Genomic DNA, 25,255 nt, shown 5'->3' with positions numbered 1-25,255 from the left:
TTCGTCTCACCCGCTTCCGGGGCGATGCCGCCGGGGCGCCGCTTCCCGGCCGGTGCTTCCGGCGCGAGAAGCGGAACCACAGAAGCTGTTTCCCGCTTCCGGCGTGGCTGGGATCCCAGTGCTCCCGCGGGCACCGGTCGTCGCCCAGGGGCTCCTCCCTGCCGGACGGTGGGTGGTCACCTGAACACCACGCGGCCGCGCCGCGCACGCCGAGCCCGTCGGCGCGACGGCCGTGGGTGCGCGCCCGCTGAGGGCGATCAGAAGTGCTTGCGCAGCGCCGTGAAGGACGGCAGTTCGAGCACGCCGGTGTCGGCCGGGTCGAGGGCGGCGTGCTCGAGCTCCCAGGTGTGCGGGTGTGGGATGAAGACCGCGTTCCAGCCGGCCCGGCGCGCCGGGATGATGTCCGACTTCGGGGAGTTGCCGATCATCCAGGTGGTGGCCGGGTCGAGTGACATCGACTCGGTCAGCGCCAGGTACGTCGGGAGGTCCTTCTCGCGCACCACGTGCACGCTGGCGAAGTGCTCGGCCAGCCCGGACGCGGCCAGCTTGCGGCGCTGCTCGGCGTCGTCGCCCTTGGTGAGCAGTGCCAGCTCGTGCCGGGTGCCGAGGTCGGCGAGCGTGTCCGCCACCTCCGGCATCAGTTCGACCCGGTCGAAGACGAGCGCGGCGGCCAGTTCCTCGATCTCGCGGCGCTCCGCCTCGGTGGCCGGGCGCTCGCTCAGCTTCTCGAAGACCTCGTGCAGGTTGCGCAGGAAGACGCGGCTGCCGTAGCCGTAGGTGGCGGCGTTGGCGCGCTCGACGTCGTTGAGCACGGCGCGGATCGCGGTGTGGTCCAGCGTCGGGTGGGCGAGCCAGGCGAGGAAGTCGTCGACCACGCGGATGAACAGGACGTTGTTCTCCCAGAGCGTGTCGTCCGCGTCAAAGACCAGCATGCCCACCATGCGATCACGCACCCGGCCGCCGTGTCGCGCGAGTTTCCAGAGGTATTGACCACAGCCCGGTCCGTTCCTATCGTCGATGTCGACCGACAATTATGAAACGTTTCACGGAACCCGGTGGGCACCCCGGGGAAAGGTCGGACATGAGTGGACTGAGACGCCGTACCGTGCTGGCTCTGGGAGCGGGCACGCTGGCGGCCGGCTGGGGTGCGGTTCCGGCCGCGGCCGGCCCGGCGACGACGGACTTCCGCAATCCCGGCACCGCCCTGCGGCCGTACTTCCGCTGGTGGTGGCCGGACGGACTGATCGACCCGGCGGAGGTCCGCCGCGAGGTGGACCAGATCGCGGCGGCCGGGTTCGGTGGCGCGGAGATCGCGGCCGTGCACCACAGCGTGCGCGACAAGGCCGCGCTGGACCCGGCCGGCCACGGCTGGGGCACCGCGGCCTGGACCCGCGGCGTCGAGGCCGCGCTCGACCAGGCCGCGAGGCGCGGCATCACCATCGACCTGACGATCGGCCCGTCCTGGCCGGCCGCGGTCCCGACGATCACGCCGGACCACCCGGCCGCGGTGCACGAGCTGGCGCACGGCGTGGCCACGGTGGCGGCCGGCGCGGTGTTCGACGGCCCGGTCCCGGCCCCGGTCGCCGCGCCGGCCGCGGGCGTCACCCGGCAGACGCTGATCGCGGTGCATGCCGTGCGGGTCGACCCGGCGAACACCACGCGCAAGGAGACCGGGCTGGCCGCGGACTCCGTCGCCGACCTGACCAGCGGCGTCACGGACGGCCGGCTGACCTGGACCGCCCCGCCCGACGGCGAGTACCGGCTGTTCGCGTACTGGCAGCGCGGTTCCGGCCAGGAGCCGGAGTCCGGTCCGCACACCAGCCCGGACTCGTTCGTGGTGGACCACTTCAGCGCGGCCGGCACCCAGGCCGTGATCGACTTCTGGGAGGCGCGGCTGCTCACCCCGCGCGTCCGGGCGCTGCTGCGCCGCGCCGGCGGCTCGCTCTTCGAGGACTCGATCGAGCTGGAGACGGCCGCGCTCAACTGGACGCCCGCGGTGCTGACCGAGTTCCGGAACCGCCGCGGGTACGACCTGCGCCCGTACCTCGCCGCGGTGGTGCGGGTGAAGGAGTCGACGGTCTACGCGTTCGACGCGGCACTGAGCCGGCGGGTGCGCGCCGACTACTGGCAGACGCTCTCCGACCTGTTCACCGCGCATCACTTCGTGCCGCTGACCCGCTGGGCGCACTCGCTCGGGCTGACGTTCCGGGCCCAGCCGTACGGGCTGGAGACGGACGCGATCTCGGTCGCCGCCGTGATCGACGTGCCGGAGGGCGAGTCGCTCGGGTTCAAGAACCTGGACGACTACCGCTGCCTGGCCGGCGGGCGCGACATGGGCGGGCGCGAGCTGCTCTCCTGCGAGGCGGGCGCGTACCAGGGCGGCGCCTACAACACCACGTGGAAGCGGCTGCTGCGGACGATGGGCGGGGCGTACGCGGCCGGGCTGAACCAGACCGTGTTCCACGGCTTCTCCTACGCGACCGCGCCCGGCGCGGGCTGGCCCGGGTTCGCCGCGTTCACGCCGTACTCCGGTGGCATCGGGTACGCGGAGTCGTGGGGCCCGCGGCAGCCGAGCTGGCGGCACGCGCCGGACGTCGCCGCCTACCTGGGCCGCGTGCACCTGGCCGGGCGGATCGGCGTGAACCGGATCGACGCGGCCGTGTTCCGGCAGAAGGGCTACACCAAGACCGGCATCGGCGCGTCCTGGTTCACCTCGGACGGCGTGCCGTCCGGCTGGACGCACCAGATGATCAGCGCGCCGCTGCTGGCGCTGCCGAGCGCGACGGTCCGCGACGGGCGGCTCGCCCCGGACGGCCCGGCCTACCGGGTGCTGCTGGTGGAGACGGACGTCTTCGCGGGCGGCGTCGCCACGCTGGACCTGCCGTCCGCCCGCCGCATCCTGACGCTGGCCCGGAACGGGCTGCCGGTGGTGCTGCTCGGCGACTGGTCCGCCGCGACCGTGCCGGGCCGGGCGGCCGGCGACGAGGACGCGACGCTGCGCGCGCTGCTGGCCGAGCTGACCGCGCTGCCGCGGGTGCGGACCGTGGCGGTGCGGACCGAGGTGGGCGCCGCGCTGGCGAGCCTGGGCCTGCGGCCGGCCGTCTCCTACGCGCGGACCTCGACGCTGCTGCACGGGCACCGGGTGGATCGCGGCACGGACTACTACTACCTGGTCAACGGCAAGCACGCGGAGACGGTCAAGCCGCCGGTGGCCGCGATCGACCACGAGGTGACGCTGCACCGGGCGAACCGGCGGGCGGTGCCGTACCGGATCGATCCGTGGACCGGCGAGCGGGAGCCGATCGCGGTCTACACCGCGGACGGCGACCGGGTGACGATCCGGGTCGCGCTGCAGCCGGGTGAGTCGTCGATCGTGGTGCTGGACGCCGGCGCCGGCCCGGGGCACCGGCACGTGACCGCGACGACCGCGGACCGGGTGCTGGTGCGGGACCGGGAGCTGGTGCTGCGGGCCGGCGCCGCGGGTTCGTACACCGCGACGCTGGACGGTGGGCGGACCGTGTCCCGGCGGATCGCGGACGTGCCGGCGCCGATCCCGCTCACCCGGTGGTCGCTGCGGGTCGCGGACTGGCAGCCCGGGTCGAGCGCGACCGAGACGCTGACCGTGACGCACGCGCTGGAGCTGGACGGACTGCGGCCGTGGACGGAGATCCCGGAGCTGGCGGACGTGTCCGGGGTCGGGCGCTACACGGCCACGGTCGACGTGCCGGCGTGCGCCGGGGCGTACCTGAGCCTGGGCGAGGTCTTCGACACCGCGCGGGTGACCGTGAACGGCCGCGCGGTCGCGGTCAGCCCGCTGCACCCGGTGGTGGACGTGGGGCGCTGCCTGCGCCGGGGCCGCAACACGATCGAGGTGGAGGTGACGACCACGCTGAACAACCGGCTGCGGGTGGCCGACCCGGCGGTCTACGGCGTGGCGGCGCGCCAGGCCTACGGGCTGACCGGGCCGGTGACGCTGATCCCGTACGGCGAGGCCCGGGTCTAGCGGCACCGGCGGGAACGGCCGAGGCGTCCCCGTGGAGAACCGGGGGCGCCTCGGCCGGTGGGATTGAGCGGTGCCGGAAACGGGGATCAGCCCTGGCGGCCGTTCCAGCGCGGGTTGGCGCGGTTGACGACCGTGACGCGGCCACGGCGGCGGACCACCTGCGAGCCGGGCTTGCGGACCAGGGACCGGAGTGAGCTGCGAACCTTCATGGTCGTACCCCTTTCTTTCCGAACCTGACAACGGTTTTCGGCTGATCGGTATTCCTCGGGAGGCGCAATGGCACGGGTCGTGGTGGTCAGCGGTGGCGGGACCGGCGTGGGGCAGGCGACGGCCGCCCGGTTCGCGCGGGACGGTGCCGACGTGGTGATCGTCGGCCGGCGGGCGGACGTGCTGGCCCGCGCCGCGGAGGGGATCGAGGCGCAGGGCGCGGGCTCGGTGCACGCGGTCGCGGCCGACCTCACGGACGCGGACCAGGCGCTGCGGGTACGCGACGAGGTGGTCGAACGGCACGGCCGGGTCGACGTGGTGGTCGCGAACGCGGGTGGGAACGTCACCCGGCAGGGCCCGCCGAGCGAGACCGGCGCGGACCGGCCCGAGCTGGACCGGCTGCTCACCGTGCGCGAGCACTGGCAGGGCAACTTCGAGTCCAACGTGCTCACCGCGGTCCTGCTGGTCGAGGCGCTGGCGGACGTGCTCACGGACAACGGCCGCGTCGTGCTGGTCAGCTCGATCGCGGCGTACCGGGGCTCGGGCAACGGATCGTACGGCGCGGCCAAGGCGGCGTTGCACCCGTACGCGTTCGACCTGTCCGCCGCCCTCGGTGCGCGCGGCATCACGGTGAACGTGGTCGCGCCCGGATACGTCGAGGAGACGGAGTTCTTCGGTGACACGATGACGGAGGAGCGGCGCGAGCGGCTGCTCGCGCAGGCGCACAACGGCCGCGCCGGCACGGTGATCGACGTCGCGGAGACCGTGCACTGGCTGGCCTCGCCCGGTGCGGGCCACGTGACCGCGCAGATCGTGCAGGTCAACGGCGGCGCCCTGCTCGGTCGCTGACGTCGACACCCGGTGACACGGACGGGCCCGGCGGGGGAGCGCCGGGCCCGTTCGTCATGGCGTCACGAGGTGGGTGGCGTCACCTTCAGCGTCATCAGCGGGATCAGACCGCCGATCTGCGTCTTGACCTCGATCTTGACGCCCGCGCCGGCCACCTTGACCGAGCTCTGCGGGTTCGCCGCACTCCAGTAGCGCAGCGGGTCGGAGTCGTCGAAGACCGGGATCGCCGGCTGCCGCGGCACCGAGACCGGCGCGCCGTTGCGGTGGAACGTCACCGGGTCCGTCGCCTGCAGGCCGAACGTGGCGTCGAACGGCTGGCGCCGGTTGCCGAGCAGCACGCCGTCCGCGAACGTGACCGGAGCGGGGCGCGCGTCGACCGGGAGCGTCAGGCCGGTGCCCGGGTGGACGCTGGTGTTGTTGTTGGCCACGGCCGGGTTGACGTACCAGACCAGCAGGCCGTCCTGGTAGGGGAAGCGCTCGGCCCAGTCCGGCTTGGAGTTGGCCCAGCCCCAGTTGTACGGGCCGAGCTTCAGCGTCTCGTCGTATCCGGTGTAGGTCCGGTACTCGGCCGCGTAGTAGGAGCCGTCGCCGAGGGGGATCACCACCGCCTCCGGCAGGATGCCGTCACCGTAGGCCGCGCTGCCCAGCGTCACGTACTTCGACCGCCCCGGGTTGATCGTCACGAAGTCCGACCAGCCGAGCCAGATCTTCTCCCAGGCGCCCATGTAGCCGGGCGTCGAGCCGATCGTCGGGTTGCCCCGGCCCAGCCACGAACCCGAGGACATCACGGACCAGAAGCCGGTGCCGTTCTCGCCGCCGGCCGTGTCGTAGAGGTCGGGCAGGCCCAGGTCGTGGCCGTACTCGTGGACGAAGACGCCCAGCCCGCCGTTCTCCGGCTCGGTGGTGTAGTCGCCGATCCAGATGCCGGTGTCGCCGATCTGCACGCCGCCGGCCAGGTTGCCGGCCGGGCCCGCGGTGCCGCGCAGGTTGGAGAACGCGAACCAGCGGTGCGCCCAGATCGCGTCCGTGCCCTCGGCGCCGCCGCCGGCCTCCTCGCCCGCACCGGCGTGCACCGCCTGGAAGTGGTCGACGTAGCCGTCCGGCTCGTTGAAGTCGCCGTCGTTGTCGAAGTCGTCCCGGTCCCAGATGTCGAACGTCTTCAGACCGGCCTTGATCTGCTCCGGCGTCTGCCCGGCGGCGAGCTGCGCCTCGTACCAGGCGGTCGCACTGTCCTTGATGAAGTTCCAGTAGCCGTCGCTCTGCGGGACGGAGTTGCTGCCGTAGCGCGCCTCGTTGTACGGCACCTGCACCCAGTCGGAGACCTCGCCGCCGACCGTGTAGCGCCCACCGGACTGCTTGGCGTAGAAGTTCGCCATCGACTCCTTGTTCTTGGCGAACAGCAGCTCCTCGTAGTGCTCCGGGCTGAAGTCCGGCTCCCAGATCGTGGTGTTGTCGTCGGTGGCGCCGCCGTCCCACACCCGGTCCGGCTCCGGGATCGCGTTGTGCAGCGGCCCCGGCGTACCCCCGGCCCGCGGGTAGATCTGGTCACCGAACTCGACCAGGAAGGTCAGGACCGGGTCGGTCTTGGTCTCCCGCTTCTTGTACTCGACGAACCGGTTGCCGCCCAGCCGGATGACCTCCGAGCCGTTCCGCTTCTCCGTGGTCGTCGTGCCGGCGATCAGCCGGTCCAGCGCTTCGGTGCGCTCGGCCTCGCGCTCGTCCGCGAGCGGGTGCGGCAGGTTGTCCTCGCCCAGCACGGCCGTGGGTTCCACGTCCGACCCGAGTGCGCTCGGCGCGGCGTGCGCCGGAGCGGCCATCAGGGCCGCGACCAGGGTGCCGGCCGCGACCACGCTGACTTGCCTTCTCATTGATGTCCTCCAGATGAGCTGGATGGACAGCTTAAAATCTCATGTATCTGGATCTAGCGATTCATTGTTGCGGTTCCGTGTCGAAATCCTCACCACTTCTCAAGATCAAGATCCGTTCGGGCCGTACGCGGTGAGGAAACGGTCCCGGAACGACTCCATCGGCCAGACCGGCGCGTCCGGCGCGGGCTTCAGGCCGGCGGTCCACTCCCACGAGTCGATCCGGTCGAGGACCGCGGGATCCTTGGCGACGATCGTGACCGGCACGTCGTGGCTGGCGTTCGGGCCGGTGACGGTGGTGGCCGGCTGGTGGTCGCCCAGGTAGATCACGACGGTGTCGTCGGTGCCGTGCCGCTCCAGATAGGTGAACAGCGCGGTCAGCGAGTACTCGATGGACATCCGGTAGGCGTCCCGCGGCTCCGCGGGCACGCTGACCCGCTCGGGCATGCCCGCGAAGGCCGAGCCGTCCCCGACCGCGTCCCAGTCGATCATCTCGGGGATCGAGTCCCACGGGAAGTGGCTGGACAGCAGGTCCAGCTCGGCCATGATCGGCCCGCGGTCCGCGCGCCCGCGCTCCAGCCGCTCGAACGCGGTCAGCGTGTACTGGTCCGGCATGGTGGTCCAGCCGAACTTGGGCCCGGCGTACCCCAGGTTGCGGGAGTCGTAGACGGTGTCGAAGCCGTACCAGTCGCCCTCCGGCCAGGCGTACGTGTTCGCGGGCGCGACGCAGACCGTGGACCAGCCGGCCCGGCGGAACGACTCGGAGAGCGTGAGCCGGTCGCTGGCCACGATCGTGCGGTACCGCTGCTGGTTGTCGACACGCAGCCCGGACTGGAACGTGGAATGGGCGAGCCAGCTGTAGCCGCCGAACGTCGACGACGTCAGCCAGCCGCTGCGCGCCGCGAACCCGGACGCGGTCAGCCGCCGCGCGCCGTCCGCCAGCACCGCGTCGACCGGTGCGGCCATCGACTCGTCCTCGACCGCGCTCCGGCCGTAGCTCTCCACGAACGTGAGCAGCACGTCCTTGCCGCGCAGGCCGGTCAGCAACCGGTCCGGCGGCACGTCCCGGAACGCGTCCACCGCGGCCGCGGCAGCGAACGTCTCCTGATCGTGCAGCGCGGCGTTCACCAGCCCGGCGCGCTGGGTGAGGAACGCGGTCGCGCCGCGGTCCGCGACCGGGCTGCCGGCCAACGCCAGCACCAGCCACGCGGTGGTCAGCAGCGCGACCGCGCGGGTCGTCGCGGTGCGGTGCCGCGCGAAGACCCGGCCCAGCCGGATCAGCACCAGGGACATCAGCGCCGGTACGGCCAGCAGCAGCGCCACCGCGAGGACCACCGCGGCGATCGCGCCGGCCCGGCCGATCGAGCCGGTGAGGAACGTGATGCCGTCGTCCGCGAGGCTCCAGTCCAGCACCAGGTCGAACTGGCGGGCGTAGACCGTGAAGAAGCCCATGTCGGCCAGCTTGACCAGCGTCAGCAGGCCGAGGACCAGGCCCGCGGCGATCGCGCCGGCGATCCGTGCGCGGCCGGGCAGGAGCAGCAGGAGCACCGTGCCGGCCAGCGCCTCGACCGGGACGCGCAGGAACGTGGCGACGGTGAGGCCGGTCAGCTGGTTCGGCAGCAGCAATGCCACCAGGACCAGCAGGCCGGCCAGCACGGTGACGGCGGACCGCCCCGCCGTTCGTTCCGTTACCGGCGGTTCCGCTCCTTCCGCCGGCTGTTCTGCCCGCTCCGCTCGCTCTTCCGGCCGTTCTCCCGGCCGTTCTCCCGGCTGTTCCTCTGGCACACCGAACCCCATCGCTCGCGCATCAGGTCTGGTCCCGGCCGCCGCCCCGACCACCCACCCCGCACCGGAGTGACGCAGTCAGCTACGAGCGGATCAGCCGACCAGTTCGATGACCGCGCGCCGGATCAGGAATTTGCCGGGCTCGCGGACCTGCTCGAAGGCGGCGTCGTTCAGCAGGATGCAGCTGCCCGAGACACCGGTCACCTCGACCGTGATGCTCTTGTCGTTGTCCAGGTTCGTCACCCGCAGCCGGGTGCCGACCGGGAACTCGTTGCTCGACGCGCCCGGCGCGCCGGCCTCTCCGGAGAGGGTAACCGTCGAGCCGTCGCAGACCACGTCTCCGGCCTCGCCGCCCTGGTCACCGCCGGTGTCCCCGGCGGGCGGCGCGTCCTCCGCGTCCTCCTCAGCCGGGGGCGCGTCGTCCTCCTCGGCCGGGGGCGCGTCCGCGACCGGCGGCTCCGCGATCACGTCGGCACCGCCGCCGCCCTGGGCCGGGGCACAGCCGGCCGCCGCGAGCTGCTGGTCGATCACGGCGATCACGTCCTGCCGGTTCTTGATCCGGGCGTCGGAGAGCGCGTCCGGGTTGGCCCGCTGCTCCGCGATGAAGTCGAGGTTCCGCTGACGGGCCGCCTCGATGCCCGCGCACGGCCCCTCGGCCGCGCCGCTGATGCCGGTGCCGACCGCGAAGGCCCCACCGGCGAGCGCGACCGCGGTCACTCCGATGACGATCTTCCGGTTGCGGCCGATGAGGAGCTGGCGCCAGTTCATGATCTTCTCCGTCCGTTCGCCCTGCGTCGTTGCGGCACCGGTTCCTACGGCCGTGGGCGGTCCGGGAGATCAAGCCTCGAACCCTAAAGTTTTACTAACGGTCACAAATGGCGGCCGAGAACGCGCTCTCGCCCGCGATTTCGCCACGGTCCGTGAAATCAATTCGGCAAGGCATCCAAATAGGGAAGTGGATTACCTGTAAGTAGCTTCGGAAGAAAACAAACCCGTTGCAGGTCAACGGATGTTTGTCATCGCCAGGTACCTGCGGCGTCATCCATTGTGACTTTGCCGACTGTGGCCGATTGCCGACCGCGCCGATATGATCCCGCAATATTCAAACCGGTACGGTTCGGTGGTGCCCGAAATCTCGGAACGGTCGCTCGCCGGTCGTTACACCCTCGTTCGCGCGCTCGGGCAGGGCGCCATGGGGCGGGTCTGGCTCGCCCGTGACGAGATGCTCCGGCGTGACGTCGCCGTCAAGGAGCTCGTGCCGCCGCCCGGCCTCAGCGAGGAGGAGACGGCCCAGCTCCGCGAGCGCTCACTCCGCGAGGCCCGCGCGATCGCACAGCTCAGCCACTCCAACGCGGTCCGGATCTTCGACGTCCTGATCGACGGTGGCGACCCGTGGATCGTCATGGAGTTCATCCCGTCCCAGCCGCTGCACAGCGTGCTGCGCGCCGAGGGGCCGATGGCGCCGGCACGTGCCGCCCGCATCGGCCTCGCCGTGCTCGCCGCGCTCCGTGCCGCCCACCGCGTCGGCGTGCTGCACCGCGACGTCAAACCGGCGAACGTGCTGCTCGGCACGGACGGCCGGATCATGCTCACCGACTTCGGGCTGGCCACGGTCGAGGACGACCCGGGCATGACCCGCACCGGCATCGTGCTCGGCTCCCCGGCCTATCTCGCACCGGAGCGGGCGATCGGCGAGCCGGCCGCGCCCGCGTCCGACCTGTGGTCGCTCGGCGCCACGCTCTACGCGGCCGTCGAGGGACGCTCGCCGTTCGCGCGGTCGTCCTCCATCGCCACGCTCGCCGCGCTCGCCACCGAGCTGCCCGCGCCACCGCAACGCGCCGGTGCGCTGTTCCCGGTGCTGGAAGGCTTGCTGCGCAAGGACCCGGCCCGGCGGATCAACGCGGCCGAGACGGAGGCGCTGCTCACCGCCGCCGCGGCGGCGGGGGAGGAGCTGACCGTTCCGACGGGCGTGCCGGCCCTCCCGACGGCTGGTCCGGCCGTCCCGGTCCGGCCCCGTGACGAGCGCAGCGAGGCCACCGACGCGGTCCCGGCCGCCGCCGCGGGCACGGTGGACACCCGGTTCGGTTACCGCGGCGCGGAGGCGAGCGCGTCCGCACCCGCGACGGCGGCACCGGCCTCGGCCATCCCCGGCGTCGAGGGCAGTTTCGGCTTCCGCGGCCTGGACTCCGGCTCCGTCAACGGCGGCCCGTCCACCGGCGGCACCGGCTCATCCGCCGGCGGCATCGGTCCTTCCGCCGGCGGCATCGGTCCTTCCGTCGGCGGTGTCGGCTCGTCCGCCGGTGGCGCCGGTTCTCCCGTCGGCGGGGTCGGCTCGTCCACCGGCGGCGGCACCGGCTCGACGGTCATGGGTCACGCCGGATCGTCCGGGGGTGCCGGATCGTCCGGGGGTGGCGGGCGCACCGCCCGGTCCCGCTTCGAGCAGCCGCCGGCGGCACCGGCCGGCGGTCGTGGCCTCGTCGACCGGCTGCTGGGCCCGGACCCGGACCGCGGCCGGCTGGCCGTCCTGATCCTGATCCCGCTGCTGGTGGTGCTGATCGGCTGCCTGCTGGTCTGGCCGTCGCTGGCCGAGGGCGACACCGGCGACGACGGCCGCGCCGAGGACCCGGCGATCGGCGCCCCGGCCGGGGCACGTCCCGGTGAGTTCACGCCGACGCCGACCGCCACCCGAACCGGCACCGCGATCTCGTCCCCGTCACCGACCCCGGCGGACAAGGGCACCGGCGCGGGCGTTCCCCGGCCGGAGACGCCGGACGTCGCGGCGCCCGCGGCCAGCGCCCCGGCTACCGATGAGAGCGAGGCGGCCGGGCCACCGCCGGTCTTCACCGGCCGCGCGATCGTCAACGCCGGCAGCGGCAAGTGCGTCGACGTGCCGGGTGGCGACGCGGCCGGCGACCGGGCCATCCAGATATGGGACTGCAACGGCACGGCCGGCCAGACGTTCGAGCTGGGGGCGGACGGCCGGCTGCATACGCTCGGCCGCTGCCTGGAGGTGACCGGCGAGAACGACGGCAGCCGGCTGCGCACGGCCGGCTGCGACGGCGGCTGGGAGCAGGTCTTCACGCTCAACGCGGCCGGTGACCTGGTAAACATCCGGGTCGACCGGTGCGTGGACGTGGTGGACGGCAACACCGGCAACGGCGCGCTGCTCCAGATCTGGCAGTGCAACGGCGGCCAGCACCAGAAGTGGTACGCCGGCTGAGATCACCGCAGCTCGGAGCGGCTGAGGGGGTTGCCGTCGACCGCTAGACTCCGCAGGTCGTTCGTAGCGGGGAGGCAGTCGATGGCGCCGGAGATTCCGTACCGGGTGGTCGGTGAGCTCGGATCGTGCGACGTCGGCACGGTGTGGTCGGCCGTCGACGAGCAGCGAGGACTCCCGGTGACCGTGGCCGTGCTGAGCGCACAGGCCGCGGTCGACCAGCGCTGGCGGGACGCGTTCGCGGCCCACGCCGGCACCGGGCACGCCGGGGCCGATTTCACCGCCGCGGTGCCCTGGGTCGCGTTCGACGGCACCGAGGAACCCGGCGCCGAGCGCGTCTTCGCCTCGCTCGGCCGGACGTACACGCCGGTCCCCGCGTTCGGCACGCCGGTCTCCGGCTCGGTCTCCGAGACCGGCATGGAGATGGGCGACGATCCGTTCGGGCTCGGCGGCGGCGCCGCACCCCGGCGTCCCTACTTCGGCGCGGGCGCCGAGGACCCGTTCGGTGGCACACCCACCGCCCGCAAGCCCGGCAACCGGCTCTGGATCGGCATCGCCGCCGGCGTCACGGCCCTGCTGGTCGGCGTCGGCGTGGCCGTCGGCGTCGCCCGCTCCGGCGGCGGCGCGGACCCCACCACGGAGACGGCCGAAGCGGCCGCCCCGGCCCCGGCGAGCGTGCCGGCCGGACCCGCGTCCCCGTCGCCCGGCTCGATGAACGCGACCGCGTCGTCCGGCTCGGTCACCCCGTCCGCCGGCGCCACCTCCGCCGCGCCCGCCGCACCCGCCGCGGAGGACGCCGCCCCCGCACCGGCCGGGAACGCACCGGCACCGCCCGCGGGCGGCAACGCCGACTTCCGCGTGCCGGCCCGTTCGGTCCGCCCCGGCATCGAGCCGCCGTACACCGGCACCTGGCCGGCCGGCTGGCCGGAGTACGGCAGCGGCGACCCCACGAAGGTCTACACCCTGCCCGGTCTCGGCTTCGGCGTACGGATGCCGTCGAACTGGAAGTGCAAGCAGAGCGGTGCCGGGCACGTCTGCGGCTACATCGAGAACGGTGTGCTGATCGCCGGCGGCGAGATCATCGCCCGGGACTGCGGCTCACCCTGCGACGAGGCCCGCCGCACCGCGCTGCGCGCCACCGAGGACGCGTTCGGCGCACACTGGCGGTTCGCCGGCGACGACATCACGATCGCCGAGACCGAGAAGCTCGACGGCAGCTCCGGGTACGGCATCGTGATGATCGGCTACTACCGCAGCGGTTCGGTCGACCGCCAGGTCGTGATGCGGATGACCGCCGACATCAACTGGAACAACGAGTTCCGGCGGATCGCCGCCGGCATCCGAGACACCACCGGCATCTGACGGGCGGATACTGTGGCCGTTGCCGGCGTCTTCGATGAACGGAAGAACGGAACAACGACACAGACATGGCCACGGTACGTCTGGGCGCGCTGACCGGCCGCGTGGTCGACCGCCCCTCCACGGTCGTGCTCGGCGCGGTCGTCCTCGCGCTCGGCCTCGTCCCGCCGTCGATGCCGGGCGCGGTCTACCCGCACGCCGCCGCGCTGCTCGCCGCGGCCGCGGTGATGGCCGTACGCATGCCGCGCCGCCTGGTCGGCGGCCTGCTGCCCTGGCTCCCGCTCGTCGCCTGGCTCGCCGTCGGTCTGCTCGTGCACGGCCGCTTCGCGGTCACCGGCGTGCTGTACGCCGGTCTGGCCGGCCTCGGCTTCGCGGTCGGCTGGGCCGCCGCGCAGGTCCGCCTGCTGCACAGCGACGGCGAGCACCGGCCACCGGTGCTCGCCCGGGGCGTCGCGCTGCTCGCCTGGGTGCAGCTGCCGGTCGTCGCGCTCACCGGCGCGCCCGGCGGACTGTTCCTGCTGTCCGGGCTCTGCGCGCTCACGCTACCGCGCCGCCGGTGGTGGAGCTGGGCCACGCTCGCCGCCGCGTTCCTCGGTGTCTGGCTGGTCCGCAGCTGGGCGCTGCTGGCCGCCACGCTCGCCATGGTCACGCTGTTCCTGCTGCTGGAGCGGTTGTCCGGCCGGCGACGGCGCGGAAACGCGGCGATCCTGACGCTGGCCGGCGTGCTGACCGCGGCCGCGCTGCCGTGGCTGATCACCCGTCCGGCCACGGACCCGGCCGCCGCCGTGACCGGCACCCACCCGATCGTCGGCGTCGGCGCCGGCGAGCTCGCCGGCACCGGCGACGTGCACAACGTCGTGCTGCGCGGCGCGACGGAACTGGGCCTGCTCGGCGCGCTGCTGCTCTGGGCGCCGGTCCTGCTGGTACTGGCCGCCGCCGCGCGCCGCACCTGGGTGACCCGCGGCGCCGACGTGCCGTCCCGGCTCCTGATCAGCGTCGCGCCGGGCCTGCCGCTCGCCGGAGTGACCGGCTGGGACCCGTATCCGCTGGCCCTCACGCTGCTCGTCGGCTACTTCGGTGCCCAGATCGACATCGCCGCCCCCAACCCCTTCACCGCCATCCCGCGCGCCGCCACCCCACTCCCGGCGGTCCCCTCCGCCGCCGATCCCACACCGGTCGGTCCCACCGGAGACACCGTCGCAGCGGCCGATCCCGCGCCACGCGACCCGGCCGGGCAGCATCCTGCGGCGAGCGGTTCCGCCGGAGACGCTGTCGCAGCGGCCGATCCTGTGCCACGCGATCCGGCCGGGGAGGGGCCCGGGGTGAGCGGTTCTGCCGGAGGTGCCGTCGCGGTTGCCGATCCTGCGCCCGCCGGTTCTGCTGGGGATGATGTCGCCCATCACGTGCCCAGCGGTATTGCCGGAGACGCTGCCGCGGCAGTCGATCCTGCACCAGGCGGTTCCGTACAGGACGATGCCGCCGATCCCGTTCCCGGCCGCTCCGCCGGCACCGGCGTGGCCTTCGCTGATCCTGCGGTGAGCGCTTCCGGCGGGGCCGACCTGGCTGTCGCCGACCTTGCGCCCGTCGCTTCCGGCGGGGGTGACGTGGCTGTCGCCGATCCTGCCGCCGGCGGACTCCGTGCGGATGACATCGCCGTTCCTGACGAGGCGGCCGGTGGCTCGGTAGGGGAAGCCGCCGGAGTTCCTGATGCTGCGGTGGAAGGGCCCGCCGGCGACGACTTCGCTGGTTCCAGTTCTGCTTCCGCGGGCCAGGACCGTGCTGCTCCCGATCCTTGGAGTGATGTCACCGCGTCCAACGGTGGGGACGACGTCGCCACCGGCCCCGACGCGCGCACGGATGCCGAGTCCGCCTCCGCGTCGGACACCGGAGCCGCGGCGGACGGCGCGGAACCCGCGGATTCGAACCCGGTGGCCGATCCCGGTGAGCAGCCCGCGGCCGATCCCGACGTGACAGCACTCGTGGAGCCGATCGGCACAGCCGGTCAGGAGACGAGGAGCGACGCTTCCGCCGCGGTCGAGATCCCCGATGAGCCGCACGGGCCGCGCCGGCCGACAGTCCCGGACGCCGCCGCTGACGAACCGAAGCCCGAAATCGAGGCGGCTGCGGAGACCGAGGGGGCCACGGAAACCGATCCGAGTACGGAAATCGAGGCGGCCGCGGAGACCGATCCGGCTGCGGAGACCGATCCGGCTGCGGAGACCGATCCGGCTGCGGAGACCGATCCGGTTACGGAAACCGATCCGGCTGCGGAGACCGACCTGGTGGCGGAGACCGACCTGGAGGCGGAGGCAGCGGCGGAGGGCGCGGCGACGGAGAACGATCCGGCGGCACAAGCTGCGCAGACCGCGGCTGCGGAGGCCGCAGAGGTCGAGACGACGGCGGAGATTGAGGCGGTGGAGGCCGGTCCGGCGGCGAGGGCTGAGGTGGCGGCGCCCGCCGGGACCGCGACGGACATCGAGACCGGGGCGGAGACCGCATCCGCGGCGGAGACCGCATCCGCGGCGGGGGCCGAGCCGGTGGCCGGCGTGGACGGCGGTCAGGCGGGGGCCGGGAGCGGCCGCCCACCGCGCGCGAAGCCGCGAACCGGACGGCGTCCGGGAAACCGCCGCCGCCGCTGAACCGCGGACTGGCTGACCCGCTACAGGCTCGCCGCTGAACCGCGGCGGGCTGAACCGCGGCAGGCTGAACCGCGGGTGGGCCGTCGCTGAAGCGTGGCACAGCGCCGGTGCCGTCGCGTGCTTACTTCTGGGCCGCGGCCAGGATGTCGGGGACCGAGTCGGTGCGGACGGCGTCGTAGAGCGCGGTCGCGGCCTCCGGGTCGGCGAAGACGACGCTCTCGTCGCCGACCCGGCCGGTGCCGGTGGTCGGGGTGGTCAGGAACGTCAGGTTGCCGCCGCGGACGTTGCGCATCTGGGTGGCCAGGTCGAGGATCGACATGGTCCGGTCGACCGAGACCGCGTCCGCCGTGGCCTTGACGAAGTCGTTGACGGCGGCGGGGCTGGAGAGCATGCCGCCGGACGCGGCCCGGTCCAGGATCGCCTTGATCACCTGCTGCTGGTGCCGGATGCGGGCGAAGTCGCCGTCCGGGAACTGGTAGCGCTGCCGGGCGTAGTCCAGCGCGGTGGCGCCGTCCATGTGCATGGTGCCCTCGGTGAACTCGCGGAACGGGTCGTGGATCGACGTGAAGTCCTGTTCGACCTCGATGTCGATGCCGCCGAGCGCGTCCACGATCTGCTGGAAGCCGCCGAAGTCGACCAGCACCACGTGATCCATCCGAACCTTGGTGAAGTCCTCCACGGTCTGCACCATCAGCGGGACGCCGCCCCACGCGTACGCCGAATTGATCTTCGCGTCCGTGTCGCCGTTGCGGCCGTCCGGTGAGCGGGGCACGTGCACCCAGGTGTCGCGCGGGATCGAGATCAGCTGTGCGCCGGACCGGTCGGCCGGCAGGTGCACCACGATGATGGTGTCGCTGCGCGAACCGCTGGTGTTCTCCGGGTCGCGCGAGTCGCTGCCGAGCAGCAGCAGGTTGAGCGCGTCCGCCGCGACCTCCTCCTTGACCGGCCGCGACTCCTCCGGGACCTCGGTGAACGCGTCCACCTTCTCGATGCCGCGCTCGACCGAGCTGATGTAGAGCGCGGTCGCCGCGGTCGCACCGCCCGCGATCACCAGCCCGGTCACCACCGCGAAGATCAACACCCGGGCCCACCGCCCGCGCTTGCGAGCCGGCCGGACCGCGTCGATGACCTGGGTCGCGTCCTCGCCCACGAAGCCCCCCGAACGTTCCATTCCGCGGAGCGTACCGACGCGTTAATGGGCTTTGAGCAGGCATTTCAGCCCGTCTTGCACCGGCCGACCCGGCAATTCTGGACGACGGTCCCGGACACCGGGCGCGGCACCGGACAAAGGCCCTCAGTTCCACGCCCGCCAGAGCCGGGCGTAGGCCCCACCGGCCGCGACCAGCTCGTCGTGGCTGCCGTGCTCGACGACGCGGCCGTCGTCCAGGACGGCGATCCGGTCGCACACGCGGGCCTGGCTCAGCCGGTGCGCGACCACGATCGCGGTCCGTCCCCGGACGACGGCCTCGGCGGCGCGGTCGAGGTCGCGCGCGCCCGCGCTGCCGGCCTCGGCGGTCGCCTCGTCCAGGATGACCACCGGCGGGTCGCGCAGCAGCAGGCGGGCCAGCGCGAGCCGCTGGTACTCGCCGGGCGGGAGCGCGCCGGCCGTGTCCAGGTCCCGGGCGCAGCCGACCGCGTCCAGCGCGGCGCGCATGCGTGCGGCATCGGCGTCCGGGGCGGCGAGCGCGAGGTCGTCGCGGATCGTGCCGGCGAACGCGTGGGTCTCCTGGGACACCAGGCACACCCAGTCGCGCAGCACGGCGGCGTCCAGTGCGGTGACGGCCACGGGGCCGTCCGCGTCGGTCAGCGTCACCCGGCCGGCCGTGGGCGTGATGACCGCGGCCACGATGCCGGCGAGCGTGGACTTGCCGGCCCCGCTGGCACCGACCAGCGCGAGCGACGTCCCCGCCTCGATGATGAGATCAACAGCTTTCAGAACCTCGCGGTCGTACGTGTGGCGAACCCCGGCCACGACCACCCGTACCGGCCCGTGGGGCGTCCTGTTGGTGCCGGCCGGCGCGGGCGGCACCAACAGGACGCCGACGGTGCGGGCGAGCGCGGCGCCGGCGCGCTGCACCTCGTCGAAGGACAGCAGCAGCGTGCCGAGCGGTGTGAACAGGCGATGGAACAGCAGCGCGGCTGCGGTCGCGGCACCGACCGTGACCAGGTCGGCCCGCACCAGCCACCACCCGGTGAACAGGATCGCGGACAGGCCGATCGCCTCGGCCGCGTTCATCGACTTGCTGAACCACACGTAGAGGCGCAGCGCCCGCAGCCCGACGCCGAGCGCGGCACCGGACGCGGCATCGACCCGGCCGGTCTGCAGGTCCGGCATGTCGTACGCGGACACGGTGTCCCGGCCGCGCAGCGACTCGAGCAGCACCCGGCCGCGCTCCGCGGCGAGCACCCGTTCCCGGCCGTAGAGGCGGGCCGCGCGCGGCAGGTAGCGGCGCAGGCTCACGGCGTACACCGGGAAGACCGTGGTGAACGCGAGCGCCAGCCGCCAGTCGAGGGTGACGAAGCCGGGCGCCGCGACCAGCACCGTGACGATCGCGATGAAGACCTGGGTGACCAGCGGTACGGCGGTGGCGACGTTCTCCACGTCCTCGGTGACCCGGGACGACACGTCACCGCTGCCGGCGCGCTCCAGCACCGGCGCGGGAAGCCCGAGCGCCGCGCCGAGCACGGACTCGCGCAGGCGGGCGGCGACCCGCGCGCCGAGCCGCTCGGTGGCGCGCCGGGCCAGCGCGGTGCCCACGGCCGCGACCAGCGCCGCCGCCACCACCAGCCCGAACAGTGCCGGCCGGAACAGGTCGATCAGGCGGCCGAGCAGCAGCGGCGTGGCCACGGTCCCGGCCGCGCCGACCAGCGTGGCGCCGAGCGCGGCCCACGCGGCCACCGGTTCGGCGCGGACCACCCGGGCGAGCCCGGCGAGGGTCTGCCGCGCGGTCGCGATCGGCAGGGCCCCGGTGACCGGCGCGGTCATCGCAGCACCGCCGCGGCGTAGTCCGCGTTCGTGCCGAGCCGCGCGGCCGTGGACAGCACGGCCGGGCCGGTGCGCGGCAGGAACAGCACCCGGTCGCAGCGCGCCAGCAGCACCGGCGACGTGGTCACGACCACGGTGGCACCGCCGCTCTCCCGCCGGTACGCGGCCAGCCCGGCCGCGGCGTCGTGCTCGGTGACCGAGTCGACCGCGGTCAGCGGATCACGAAGAACCAGCACCGGGGGTACGGCCGCGAGCGCGCGGGCGAGGGCCACGCGCTGCCGTTGCCCGCCGGAGAGGTTCGCGCTCGCGTCGAGCAGCTCCTCCGCGAGGCCGGTGGCCCGCGCCGCGACCAGCGCCGCGCCCGGGTCGCCGCCCCGGCCGGTGTCCAGCGCCTCGGTGAGCGTGCGACCGAGCAGCGTGACCGCGTGCGGCTCGGCCAGCACGTACCGGCGCAGTCCGGGATGCCCGGGCGGTAACTCCCCGAACATGATCTCGCCACGGTCCGGGCCGCGGCGCCCGCCGAAGACGTCGGCGGCGGCGTCCGCGACCGCCCGGTCGGCGGCGACGACACCCAGCATCTCACCGCGCCCCAGCGCCAGCTCGATGCCGGTGACCGCGCCGATCGCGGCCGCCCGGAGGCGCGGCGGCCCGGCGACCTCCCGCGCGGACGGACCGGCGTGGGCCTGCGGTCCGGCCTGCGCCGTGCGGTGGCCCGTCGCCGTGGACCCGGCTTGCGCCGTGCGGTGGCCCGTCGCCGTGGACCCGGGTGGTGCCGCGGCCGCGCCGAGCCGGGCGAGCCGGGCCGCACCGGCGCGGGCCGCGTAGACGCGCTGGATGCCGGTGGTCACCCGCTGCACCGGGTCGCCGGCGAAGGACACCATGGTGACCGCGGTGACGAAACCGCCGACGGTGATCCGCCCGGCCGAGACCATCGCCGCGGCCGCCGCGACCGTGCCCAGCAGAGCGACCGCGGACGCGAGCAGGCCCACGCCGTCGACCAGCGACACCGCGGTGGCACTGCGCAGCGCCGCGTCCCGGGACTCGCCGACCGTGTGCCGGTACCGGCGAAGCGCCTCCGGCACGCCGCCGAAACCCCGCAGCGGGCGCAGCGCGGTCACGAACTCGGCCGCGAGCGCGGCGGCCCGCCCGACGGATCGCTGCCGCGCCGTGACCCGGCGTTCCAGCCACGGGCCGAGCAGCCGTACGCCCCAGGTCATCGCCGGCACGAGCAGCAGGATGCCGAGGCACAGCAGCGGATCGACGAACAGCAGGACCGCGACCGTGACGGCGAGGCCGGCGACGCCGGAGACGATGCCGACCAGACCACGCAGGAACTCGGCGGTCGCGGTCGCGTCCACGGTGAGCACGCTGACCAGGTCGCCGGGCCGCCGGTCCGCGCCGAGCACCGGGTCGGCCAGCAGCGCCGCGGTCGTGCGGACCCGCAGGCGGTGCGCCTCGGTCAGCACCGCGCCGTTGAGCCACCAGACCGCCAGACCGGCGGCCGTGCCGAGCACCACGAAGAGGACCAGCACCGCGGCCACAGCCAGCAGGATCGCCTCCGGCGGGCCACCGTCGACCGCGTGGTCGACGGTCAGCCCGATCACCAGCGGCACCAGCGCCTCACAGATCTGGTGAACGCCGGATCCGGTGCAGCAGACCGCCACGGTACGGGTGTGGCGGCGGACCATGTCACGCAACATGGAAGCGGACGCTAGACCGGGCGGGGCCGTGTCTCCATCGCTTCGGCCGGAACCGAATCGTGGTCGAAGAGCGCAAGCAGCGCCACACCCCGGGGCGTCAGCGCGTAGAGCACCTGACGGTTCGCGCGGGACCGGGACACCAGCCCCGCCTCCTGCAGCCCGGTGAGGTGCTCGGAGATCGTGCTGGGCGCGCGGCCGAGCACCGCGGCCAGCCCGCTGGTGGTGGCCGGCACGGCCAGCGCCCGCAGCACCGTGGCCCGGCCCGCACCGATCAGCACGTCCAGCGGCTCGCCGGCCGGCGGTCGCTCCGGTGTGGACAGTACGGCCGCGCCGCGCGCCTGGAAGGTGACCAGGAGGGTGCCCGGGTCGTCCGTGCTGACCGTGGGCCGCCCCTGGGCCAGCAGCACCGGGATCAGCAGCAGCCGGCCGTCGTCGCCGTGCAGCGCGGACTCCCGGCGCTTCGGCAGCGACAGCACCGGCGCGGTCCAGCCGACCGCGCCGCTCAGCCCGCCGAGCACCGCCGCCGGACCCCGCTCGGCCAGCACCCGGGCGTGGGACAGGATCTCGTCCTCCAGCACCGCCCGCATCGCCGGCCAGCGCGGCGCGATCGCCAGCTCCCAGAACGCGGTCATCGCGTCCGCGAGCCGCCCGAACGCCGCGTCGCCGTCCCTCAGGTACGGCGTCAGAAACTCCGGCACACCCTCCGGATAGTGCTTCGCGCACTGCGCCGCGAGCACCTCGGACCGCGTCCGGCGAAGACCCGCCAGCTCCTCCGCGAGGCTCGGCCGCGCGCTCGGCGGCGCCGGCTCGAACGCGTCGGGCGTGGGCCGGCCGTGGTCGGTGCCGTAGAGCAGGGCGTAGAGCCGCAGCGGCGCGGTCTCCGGCGTCGTGCGCAGCACCTCGGCGGCGCGGACGGTCCACTCCGCGTACGGCCAGGCGGCGTCGCGCCCCTGCCGGGTCCGGTGCACCAGCTCGACGCCGCTGACCACCTCACGGAGCGGGCTGATCGCCAGCCGCGTCCGCTCCAGCGTCGGCTCGTCGAGGTGAATCCGGATCACGCGCTCAGTTCTACCGCGCCCGTCCAGACCCCGGGCAAAGTAGCGCCTGTCCAGACCCCGGACGAAGAGCGCCCGTTCCGCGGCCCGGGCGAGGCGCTCCCCTCGGGCCGGCGCCGTTCCTGAGAAGGCAGGTGCCCCCGGCAGGATTCGAACCTGCGACACACGGTTTAGGAAACCGTTGCTCTATCCCCTGAGCTACGAGGGCGCGGATGGTCATGTTACCCGACTCGGCGGCGTGTGGTGCCGGCCGGCGGGGTGCCGCCGTGAAGTGATGTTGCGGGCATATCGCGTCCGAAGCCGGCACCGTGGGCGATCATGCCGCTTCGGTGGGTCTATCGAAGATCACGGACTGATATCAAGAGATTAAGTACATCCTAAAAGATTTCTTTGATGTCCGGGAAATGGATATCGTCAGGCCGCGTTGCGGGAGCCGCTGTCGCGGAGGCAGCCGGATGATTCCCCACCCCCTCGGATTTCCTTTGTAGGAGAACGCGTGACTCTGCGTCGTGAATGTCCTCTTAGTACTTAAGTGCTTTCGGAGAGTGACGTCCGCCGCTGAATCCCTGAAGCACCACTGAAAAACGGCATTACCCGGGACACGCCGATCCGCGAATCGGCGTGTTCCGTTCGTTCCCCTCTTTTGGAGCGTCGCACCCATGAGATCCGTCCCCCGCATTCGCCGTGTCGTCGCTCTCGCGGCCGGCGTCCTCCTCGGACTGACCGGACTGGCCGGGCTCGCCTCCCCGGCGAGCGCCGGCACCGGCAACCACGGTGGCCCGCAGTGCGTCCAGCCGAAGGACGCGAAGTACCAGCACTGGTTCAACGGCCCGGCCGGTACCGCCAGCATCAAGCTGCTGGGCAACAAGCCGCTCTGCGCGGAGCAGCCGTTCGCGCTGGTGTCCTACACCGCGCCGTCGGCCACGTTCGCCACCCCGCAGCACGTGCTGGACAGCTCGGTGCAGAAGTTCGTCCCGGCCAAGCGCGGCGAGCTCACGGTGAACAAGCTGGACTTCAAGGTCGAGGTTCCGGAGTGCTTCACCCAGGTCGACTTCGTCTTCGGTGAGCAGATCATCAACCCGCTGACCGACACCAGCGACCGTTACAACAGCCGCAAGGTCGGCGAGAACGCCGCTCCGGGCAACCGGTCCACGCCGGCCAAGGGCCAGCCGAAGACCGCGTTCTACAACGGCGGTCAGGGCACCTGCAAGGCCGAGCCGGCCGTCGAGGCGCTGCCGGACTGTGACGGCAACGTCGCGGTCAAGCTGATCAACCGCAGCACGCACAGCGAGACGTTCACCATCACGGCGGACGGCGGCTTCTCCAAGACCGAGACGCTCAAGGCCCGCCAGGAGCCGGTCACGGTGAACCTGGTGCCCGCGAACGCCAAGAACATCGTGGTCACGTCCCGCGGCAAGGAGATCTACCGCGGCGGCTGGACCAAGCCGGAGGACTGCCAGGTTCCCGAGGTCGGCACGCCGGACGCGTCCGTCGCGCAGACCTGCGAGGGGCTGACCTTCACGATCAAGAACCCGGCCAACGGCAAGGACCTGACCGCGACCTTCACCCCGAACACGGGTACGGCGCAGACCGTCACCGTCAAGGCGGGCCAGAACACGCCGGTGTCGTTCCCCGGTTCCGAGGGCCTCACGGTCAAGGTCGAGGGTGACCTGGCGGTGCTGAACGGCGAGGTCGTCTGGACCGCGCCGGAGAACTGCGCCGGTGAGCCGACGCCGCCGGCCGGTGGCACGCCGAGCCCGAGCCCGAGCGTGACCACGCCGGCGACGCCCGGCACGCCGGGCACCCCGGAGCCGTCGACCACGCCGGTCGCGTACACCCCGGGTGACGAGCCGGAGCTGCCGCTGACCGGTGCGGCCGTCGGCACCATCGCCGGTGTCGCGGTCCTGCTGGTCGGTCTCGGTGGCGGCCTGTTCCTCATGGCCCGCCGCCGGAAGCTGAACTTCACGGCCTGACAGCACTGACGAGGGGCGCGTCGACCGGTGACGGTCGGCGCGCCCCTTCGGCTACGCGGACGCGGCCGTGCCGGTGAACGCGCCGCCGGGCGTGAACCGCACGGCCGCCTCCGCACCGTCCGGCAACCGCAGCGTGCCCTCGCCGGACGGCAGCAGCAGATCCGCGATCTCACCGTCGCTCAGGTCGACCGTGCCGGTCCAGGTGACCGTGCCGGTGTCCGCGTCCCGCCGGGTCCGGATGCTGGTGTGCTTCACGGTCTGTGCGGTGCCGTCCGCGGCGAACAGCGTGGCGTTGCCGATGTAGGTGCCCATGGCCCGAACCTACTAGCCTGTGCGGCGATGGCGGACGCGAGGACGACCGCGCACCGGCTCGCGCTCGACCACGTGCTGCACCTGATCAGCGAGGCGCCGTGCGCGAACCGGCTGGTGCTGCGCGGCAGCGCGGCGATGTGCGTGTGGGCCGGTGACCGGGCACGCGAGCCGGGTGACCTGGACTGGGTGGTGCGTCCGGTGGACGGCGTGCCGCGGGACGAGCGCGACCCGTACCCCTATCTGGACGACCTCGATCCGGTGCGGCTGTGGCCGGAGGTCGCGCACGGCGCCGGACGGCCGACGATGTGGGAGTTCGAGGACCTGACGACCGGCGGGCTCCGGGCCCACGTCCCGCCGGAAGGGCTGAGCTGGGTCTCCGGCGACGAGGTCCGGATGGGCGACTGGGACGTGCTGCATGACGAGGTTCTGCACCTGATCGAGCGGTCGCCCTCGGCCGGCGGCGACGTCCGGCTCGACCCGGCGGAGGCGGCCTACTCGCACCTCGGGGACGGCGACGAGTACCGGTACGCCGGGATCGCCGGCCTCCGCATCGTGGTGCCGTGGCACGCGCCCGGTCTGCCCGCCGGCACGGTGCAGCTGGATTTCGCCTACGACGAGCCGCTGCCGGAGCCGCCGGTGCCGGTGCTGATCCCGCGCCCCGCCGCCCGCCGCCGGCCGACCGTGATCTGGACCGCGTCCCGCGCGCTGTCGCTGGCCTGGAAGCTCACATGGCTGGTCACCGACCAGGCGACGCTCGGCGTGTCCGCGGGCAAGGATCTCTACGACGCCGCGCTGCTGGCCGAGCCGGCCGACCTCCGGCTGTCCCGGCGGCTGCGGAGCATGCTGCCCGGCCGGCGGGTACCGACACCGGACGAGATCCGGGCCTGGAACGTCACCGGGGACGCGAGCCACCGGGAGTCGCTGGCCGCGGCGGTCGCGCGGCTAGGCCACCACTAGCGTGACGTCGTCACCGACCGTGACCACGTCGCCCTTGAAGAGCTGGCGGCCGCGGCGGTCCTCCGGCTCGCCGTTGACCGTGACGTCCTCGGTGTTGAGCAGATACTTCACGTCCGAGCCGGCCTCGATCACGTCCGCGAGCTTGAGGAACTGCCCGAGCCGGATCATGTCGTCGCTGATGGTTACCTCACGCATGAATTCATCATTCAGCGTCGCCGAGAACCCCGGCCAAGCGGGTATGCTGCCAACCGGACCGTGACTGGCGCTGTCAGATGGATCAACCATCGGGGAGCGGTCCCGCCCGCACCGGGTGTCTGCCGCGCGCCTGGGCCTCTTCCACCTGTGATA

General features: G+C 73.2%; 18 protein-coding genes, 1 tRNA gene and 1 riboswitch. Of the genes, 7 read left to right on the top strand and 12 right to left on the bottom strand.

Features of this window, described 5'->3' with window-relative positions; translation table 11 throughout:
* Positions 1 to 257: 257 nt before the first annotated feature.
* The gene (locus tag J2S44_RS16405) at positions 258 to 932 is read right to left on the bottom strand and encodes an HAD family hydrolase (protein WP_310414330.1); all 675 of its coding nucleotides are present in this window, start codon (positions 930 to 932) and stop codon (positions 258 to 260) included.
* 149 nt (positions 933 to 1,081) lie between these two features.
* On the opposite strand from J2S44_RS16405, the gene J2S44_RS16400 reads away from it, so the two are divergent.
* Positions 1,082 to 4,003, top strand: coding sequence for a glycosyl hydrolase (locus tag J2S44_RS16400; protein WP_310414327.1), 2,922 nt, complete (start codon positions 1,082 to 1,084; stop codon positions 4,001 to 4,003).
* A gap of 86 nt (positions 4,004 to 4,089) precedes the next feature.
* Here J2S44_RS16400 and J2S44_RS16395 read toward each other — a convergent pair whose 3' ends face one another.
* A complete protein-coding gene (locus J2S44_RS16395) occupies positions 4,090 to 4,212 on the bottom strand; it encodes a 50S ribosomal protein L36 (protein WP_310414324.1) in 123 nt (40 codons plus the stop codon).
* Positions 4,213 to 4,279: 67 nt separating this feature from the next.
* Between J2S44_RS16395 and J2S44_RS16390 the strand changes: the two genes are divergently transcribed.
* Positions 4,280 to 5,059 (top strand): SDR family NAD(P)-dependent oxidoreductase, encoded by a 780-nt coding sequence (locus tag J2S44_RS16390; protein WP_310414321.1) that lies wholly within the window; start codon positions 4,280 to 4,282, stop codon positions 5,057 to 5,059.
* Between the two features lie 62 nt (positions 5,060 to 5,121).
* On the opposite strand, the gene J2S44_RS16385 is transcribed toward J2S44_RS16390, so the two are convergent.
* The 3 genes from J2S44_RS16385 to J2S44_RS16375 all read right to left on the bottom strand — a co-directional run bounded on the left by J2S44_RS16385 (position 5,122) and on the right by J2S44_RS16375 (position 9,477).
* Positions 5,122 to 6,927, bottom strand: coding sequence for an immune inhibitor A domain-containing protein (locus tag J2S44_RS16385; RefSeq protein WP_310414318.1), 1,806 nt, complete (start codon positions 6,925 to 6,927; stop codon positions 5,122 to 5,124).
* Positions 6,928 to 7,032: 105 nt separating this feature from the next.
* Positions 7,033 to 8,580 carry a sulfatase-like hydrolase/transferase gene (locus tag J2S44_RS16380; protein WP_310414315.1) on the bottom strand — a complete coding sequence of 516 codons (1,548 nt, stop codon included), beginning with the start codon at positions 8,578 to 8,580 and terminating at the stop codon, positions 7,033 to 7,035.
* Between the two features lie 222 nt (positions 8,581 to 8,802).
* On the bottom strand, positions 8,803 to 9,477 hold the full coding sequence (locus J2S44_RS16375; RefSeq protein ID WP_310414313.1) for an SCO2207 family protein: 675 nt from the start codon (positions 9,475 to 9,477) through the stop codon (positions 8,803 to 8,805).
* Positions 9,478 to 9,832: 355 nt separating this feature from the next.
* Between J2S44_RS16375 and J2S44_RS16370 the strand changes: the two genes are divergently transcribed.
* The 3 genes from J2S44_RS16370 to J2S44_RS16360 all read left to right on the top strand — a co-directional run bounded on the left by J2S44_RS16370 (position 9,833) and on the right by J2S44_RS16360 (position 15,924).
* A complete protein-coding gene (locus J2S44_RS16370; protein ID WP_310414310.1) occupies positions 9,833 to 11,929 on the top strand; it encodes a protein kinase domain-containing protein in 2,097 nt (698 codons plus the stop codon).
* 81 nt (positions 11,930 to 12,010) lie between these two features.
* Positions 12,011 to 13,288 (top strand): hypothetical protein, encoded by a 1,278-nt coding sequence (locus tag J2S44_RS16365; RefSeq protein ID WP_310414306.1) that lies wholly within the window; start codon positions 12,011 to 12,013, stop codon positions 13,286 to 13,288.
* A gap of 236 nt (positions 13,289 to 13,524) precedes the next feature.
* Entirely contained in the window at positions 13,525 to 15,924 is a 2,400-nt protein-coding gene (locus J2S44_RS16360) for a hypothetical protein (protein WP_310414303.1), read from the top strand.
* 121 nt (positions 15,925 to 16,045) lie between these two features.
* Here J2S44_RS16360 and J2S44_RS16355 read toward each other — a convergent pair whose 3' ends face one another.
* From J2S44_RS16355 to J2S44_RS16335, 5 genes are all read right to left on the bottom strand, one after another.
* A complete protein-coding gene (locus tag J2S44_RS16355) occupies positions 16,046 to 17,095 on the bottom strand; it encodes an LCP family protein (protein WP_310414300.1) in 1,050 nt (349 codons plus the stop codon).
* A 123-nt stretch (positions 17,096 to 17,218) separates the two neighbouring features.
* Positions 17,219 to 18,910: an ABC transporter ATP-binding protein gene (locus tag J2S44_RS16350; protein WP_310414298.1), complete on the bottom strand. Its 1,692-nt coding sequence runs from the start codon at positions 18,908 to 18,910 to the stop codon at positions 17,219 to 17,221.
* A complete protein-coding gene (locus J2S44_RS16345; RefSeq protein ID WP_310414295.1) occupies positions 18,907 to 20,610 on the bottom strand; it encodes an ABC transporter transmembrane domain-containing protein in 1,704 nt (567 codons plus the stop codon). Before J2S44_RS16345 ends, J2S44_RS16350 begins: the two co-directional genes overlap by 4 nt.
* 11 nt (positions 20,611 to 20,621) lie before the next feature.
* Positions 20,622 to 21,668: a helix-turn-helix domain-containing protein gene (locus tag J2S44_RS16340; protein ID WP_310414292.1), complete on the bottom strand. Its 1,047-nt coding sequence runs from the start codon at positions 21,666 to 21,668 to the stop codon at positions 20,622 to 20,624.
* A 132-nt stretch (positions 21,669 to 21,800) separates the two neighbouring features.
* Positions 21,801 to 21,873, bottom strand: a tRNA-Arg gene (locus tag J2S44_RS16335).
* A gap of 451 nt (positions 21,874 to 22,324) precedes the next feature.
* Here J2S44_RS16335 and J2S44_RS16330 point away from each other — a divergent pair.
* On the top strand, positions 22,325 to 23,638 hold the full coding sequence (locus tag J2S44_RS16330) for a hypothetical protein (RefSeq protein WP_310414288.1): 1,314 nt from the start codon (positions 22,325 to 22,327) through the stop codon (positions 23,636 to 23,638).
* Positions 23,639 to 23,689: 51 nt separating this feature from the next.
* Here J2S44_RS16330 and J2S44_RS16325 read toward each other — a convergent pair whose 3' ends face one another.
* Complete coding sequence (locus tag J2S44_RS16325) at positions 23,690 to 23,950, bottom strand: hypothetical protein (RefSeq protein ID WP_310414285.1); 261 nt, start codon at positions 23,948 to 23,950, stop codon at positions 23,690 to 23,692.
* 27 nt (positions 23,951 to 23,977) lie between these two features.
* Between J2S44_RS16325 and J2S44_RS16320 the strand changes: the two genes are divergently transcribed.
* Complete coding sequence (locus tag J2S44_RS16320) at positions 23,978 to 24,907, top strand: nucleotidyl transferase AbiEii/AbiGii toxin family protein (protein ID WP_310414282.1); 930 nt, start codon at positions 23,978 to 23,980, stop codon at positions 24,905 to 24,907.
* Here the strand turns inward: J2S44_RS16320 and J2S44_RS16315 are convergent.
* The gene (locus J2S44_RS16315; RefSeq protein ID WP_310414280.1) at positions 24,893 to 25,102 is read right to left on the bottom strand and encodes an RNA-binding S4 domain-containing protein; all 210 of its coding nucleotides are present in this window, start codon (positions 25,100 to 25,102) and stop codon (positions 24,893 to 24,895) included. The genes J2S44_RS16320 and J2S44_RS16315 overlap by 15 nt on opposite strands.
* A 50-nt stretch (positions 25,103 to 25,152) precedes the next feature.
* Positions 25,153 to 25,245: riboswitch (ZMP/ZTP riboswitch) on the top strand.
* Positions 25,246 to 25,255: the final 10 nt, after the last annotated feature.

Origin of the sequence: Catenuloplanes niger, from assembly GCF_031458255.1 — a bacterium.
GTDB classification, from domain to species: domain Bacteria; phylum Actinomycetota; class Actinomycetes; order Mycobacteriales; family Micromonosporaceae; genus Catenuloplanes; species Catenuloplanes niger.
This window is presented reverse-complemented; position numbering and strand designations above follow the sequence as displayed.

Bases quoted from the DNA above. Each gene is read 5' to 3' on its own strand.
- J2S44_RS16405 (WP_310414330.1), bottom strand. From the start codon at position 932: ATGCTGGTCTTTGACGCGGACGACACGCTCTGGGAGAACAACGTCCTG.
- J2S44_RS16400 (WP_310414327.1), top strand. From the start codon at position 1,082: ATGAGTGGACTGAGACGCCGTACCGTGCTGGCTCTGGGAGCGGGCACG.
- J2S44_RS16395 (WP_310414324.1), bottom strand. From the start codon at position 4,212: ATGAAGGTTCGCAGCTCACTCCGGTCCCTGGTCCGCAAGCCCGGCTCG.
- J2S44_RS16390 (WP_310414321.1), top strand. From the start codon at position 4,280: ATGGCACGGGTCGTGGTGGTCAGCGGTGGCGGGACCGGCGTGGGGCAG.
- J2S44_RS16385 (WP_310414318.1), bottom strand. From the start codon at position 6,927: ATGAGAAGGCAAGTCAGCGTGGTCGCGGCCGGCACCCTGGTCGCGGCC.
- J2S44_RS16375 (WP_310414313.1), bottom strand. From the start codon at position 9,477: ATGAACTGGCGCCAGCTCCTCATCGGCCGCAACCGGAAGATCGTCATC.
- J2S44_RS16365 (WP_310414306.1), top strand. From the start codon at position 12,011: ATGGCGCCGGAGATTCCGTACCGGGTGGTCGGTGAGCTCGGATCGTGC.
- J2S44_RS16360 (WP_310414303.1), top strand. From the start codon at position 13,525: ATGCCGCGCCGCCTGGTCGGCGGCCTGCTGCCCTGGCTCCCGCTCGTC.
- J2S44_RS16355 (WP_310414300.1), bottom strand. From the start codon at position 17,095: ATGGAACGTTCGGGGGGCTTCGTGGGCGAGGACGCGACCCAGGTCATC.
- J2S44_RS16350 (WP_310414298.1), bottom strand. From the start codon at position 18,910: ATGACCGCGCCGGTCACCGGGGCCCTGCCGATCGCGACCGCGCGGCAG.
- J2S44_RS16345 (WP_310414295.1), bottom strand. From the start codon at position 20,610: ATGTTGCGTGACATGGTCCGCCGCCACACCCGTACCGTGGCGGTCTGC.
- J2S44_RS16330 (WP_310414288.1), top strand. From the start codon at position 22,325: ATGAGATCCGTCCCCCGCATTCGCCGTGTCGTCGCTCTCGCGGCCGGC.
- J2S44_RS16325 (WP_310414285.1), bottom strand. From the start codon at position 23,950: ATGGGCACCTACATCGGCAACGCCACGCTGTTCGCCGCGGACGGCACC.
- J2S44_RS16320 (WP_310414282.1), top strand. From the start codon at position 23,978: ATGGCGGACGCGAGGACGACCGCGCACCGGCTCGCGCTCGACCACGTG.
- J2S44_RS16315 (WP_310414280.1), bottom strand. From the start codon at position 25,102: ATGCGTGAGGTAACCATCAGCGACGACATGATCCGGCTCGGGCAGTTC.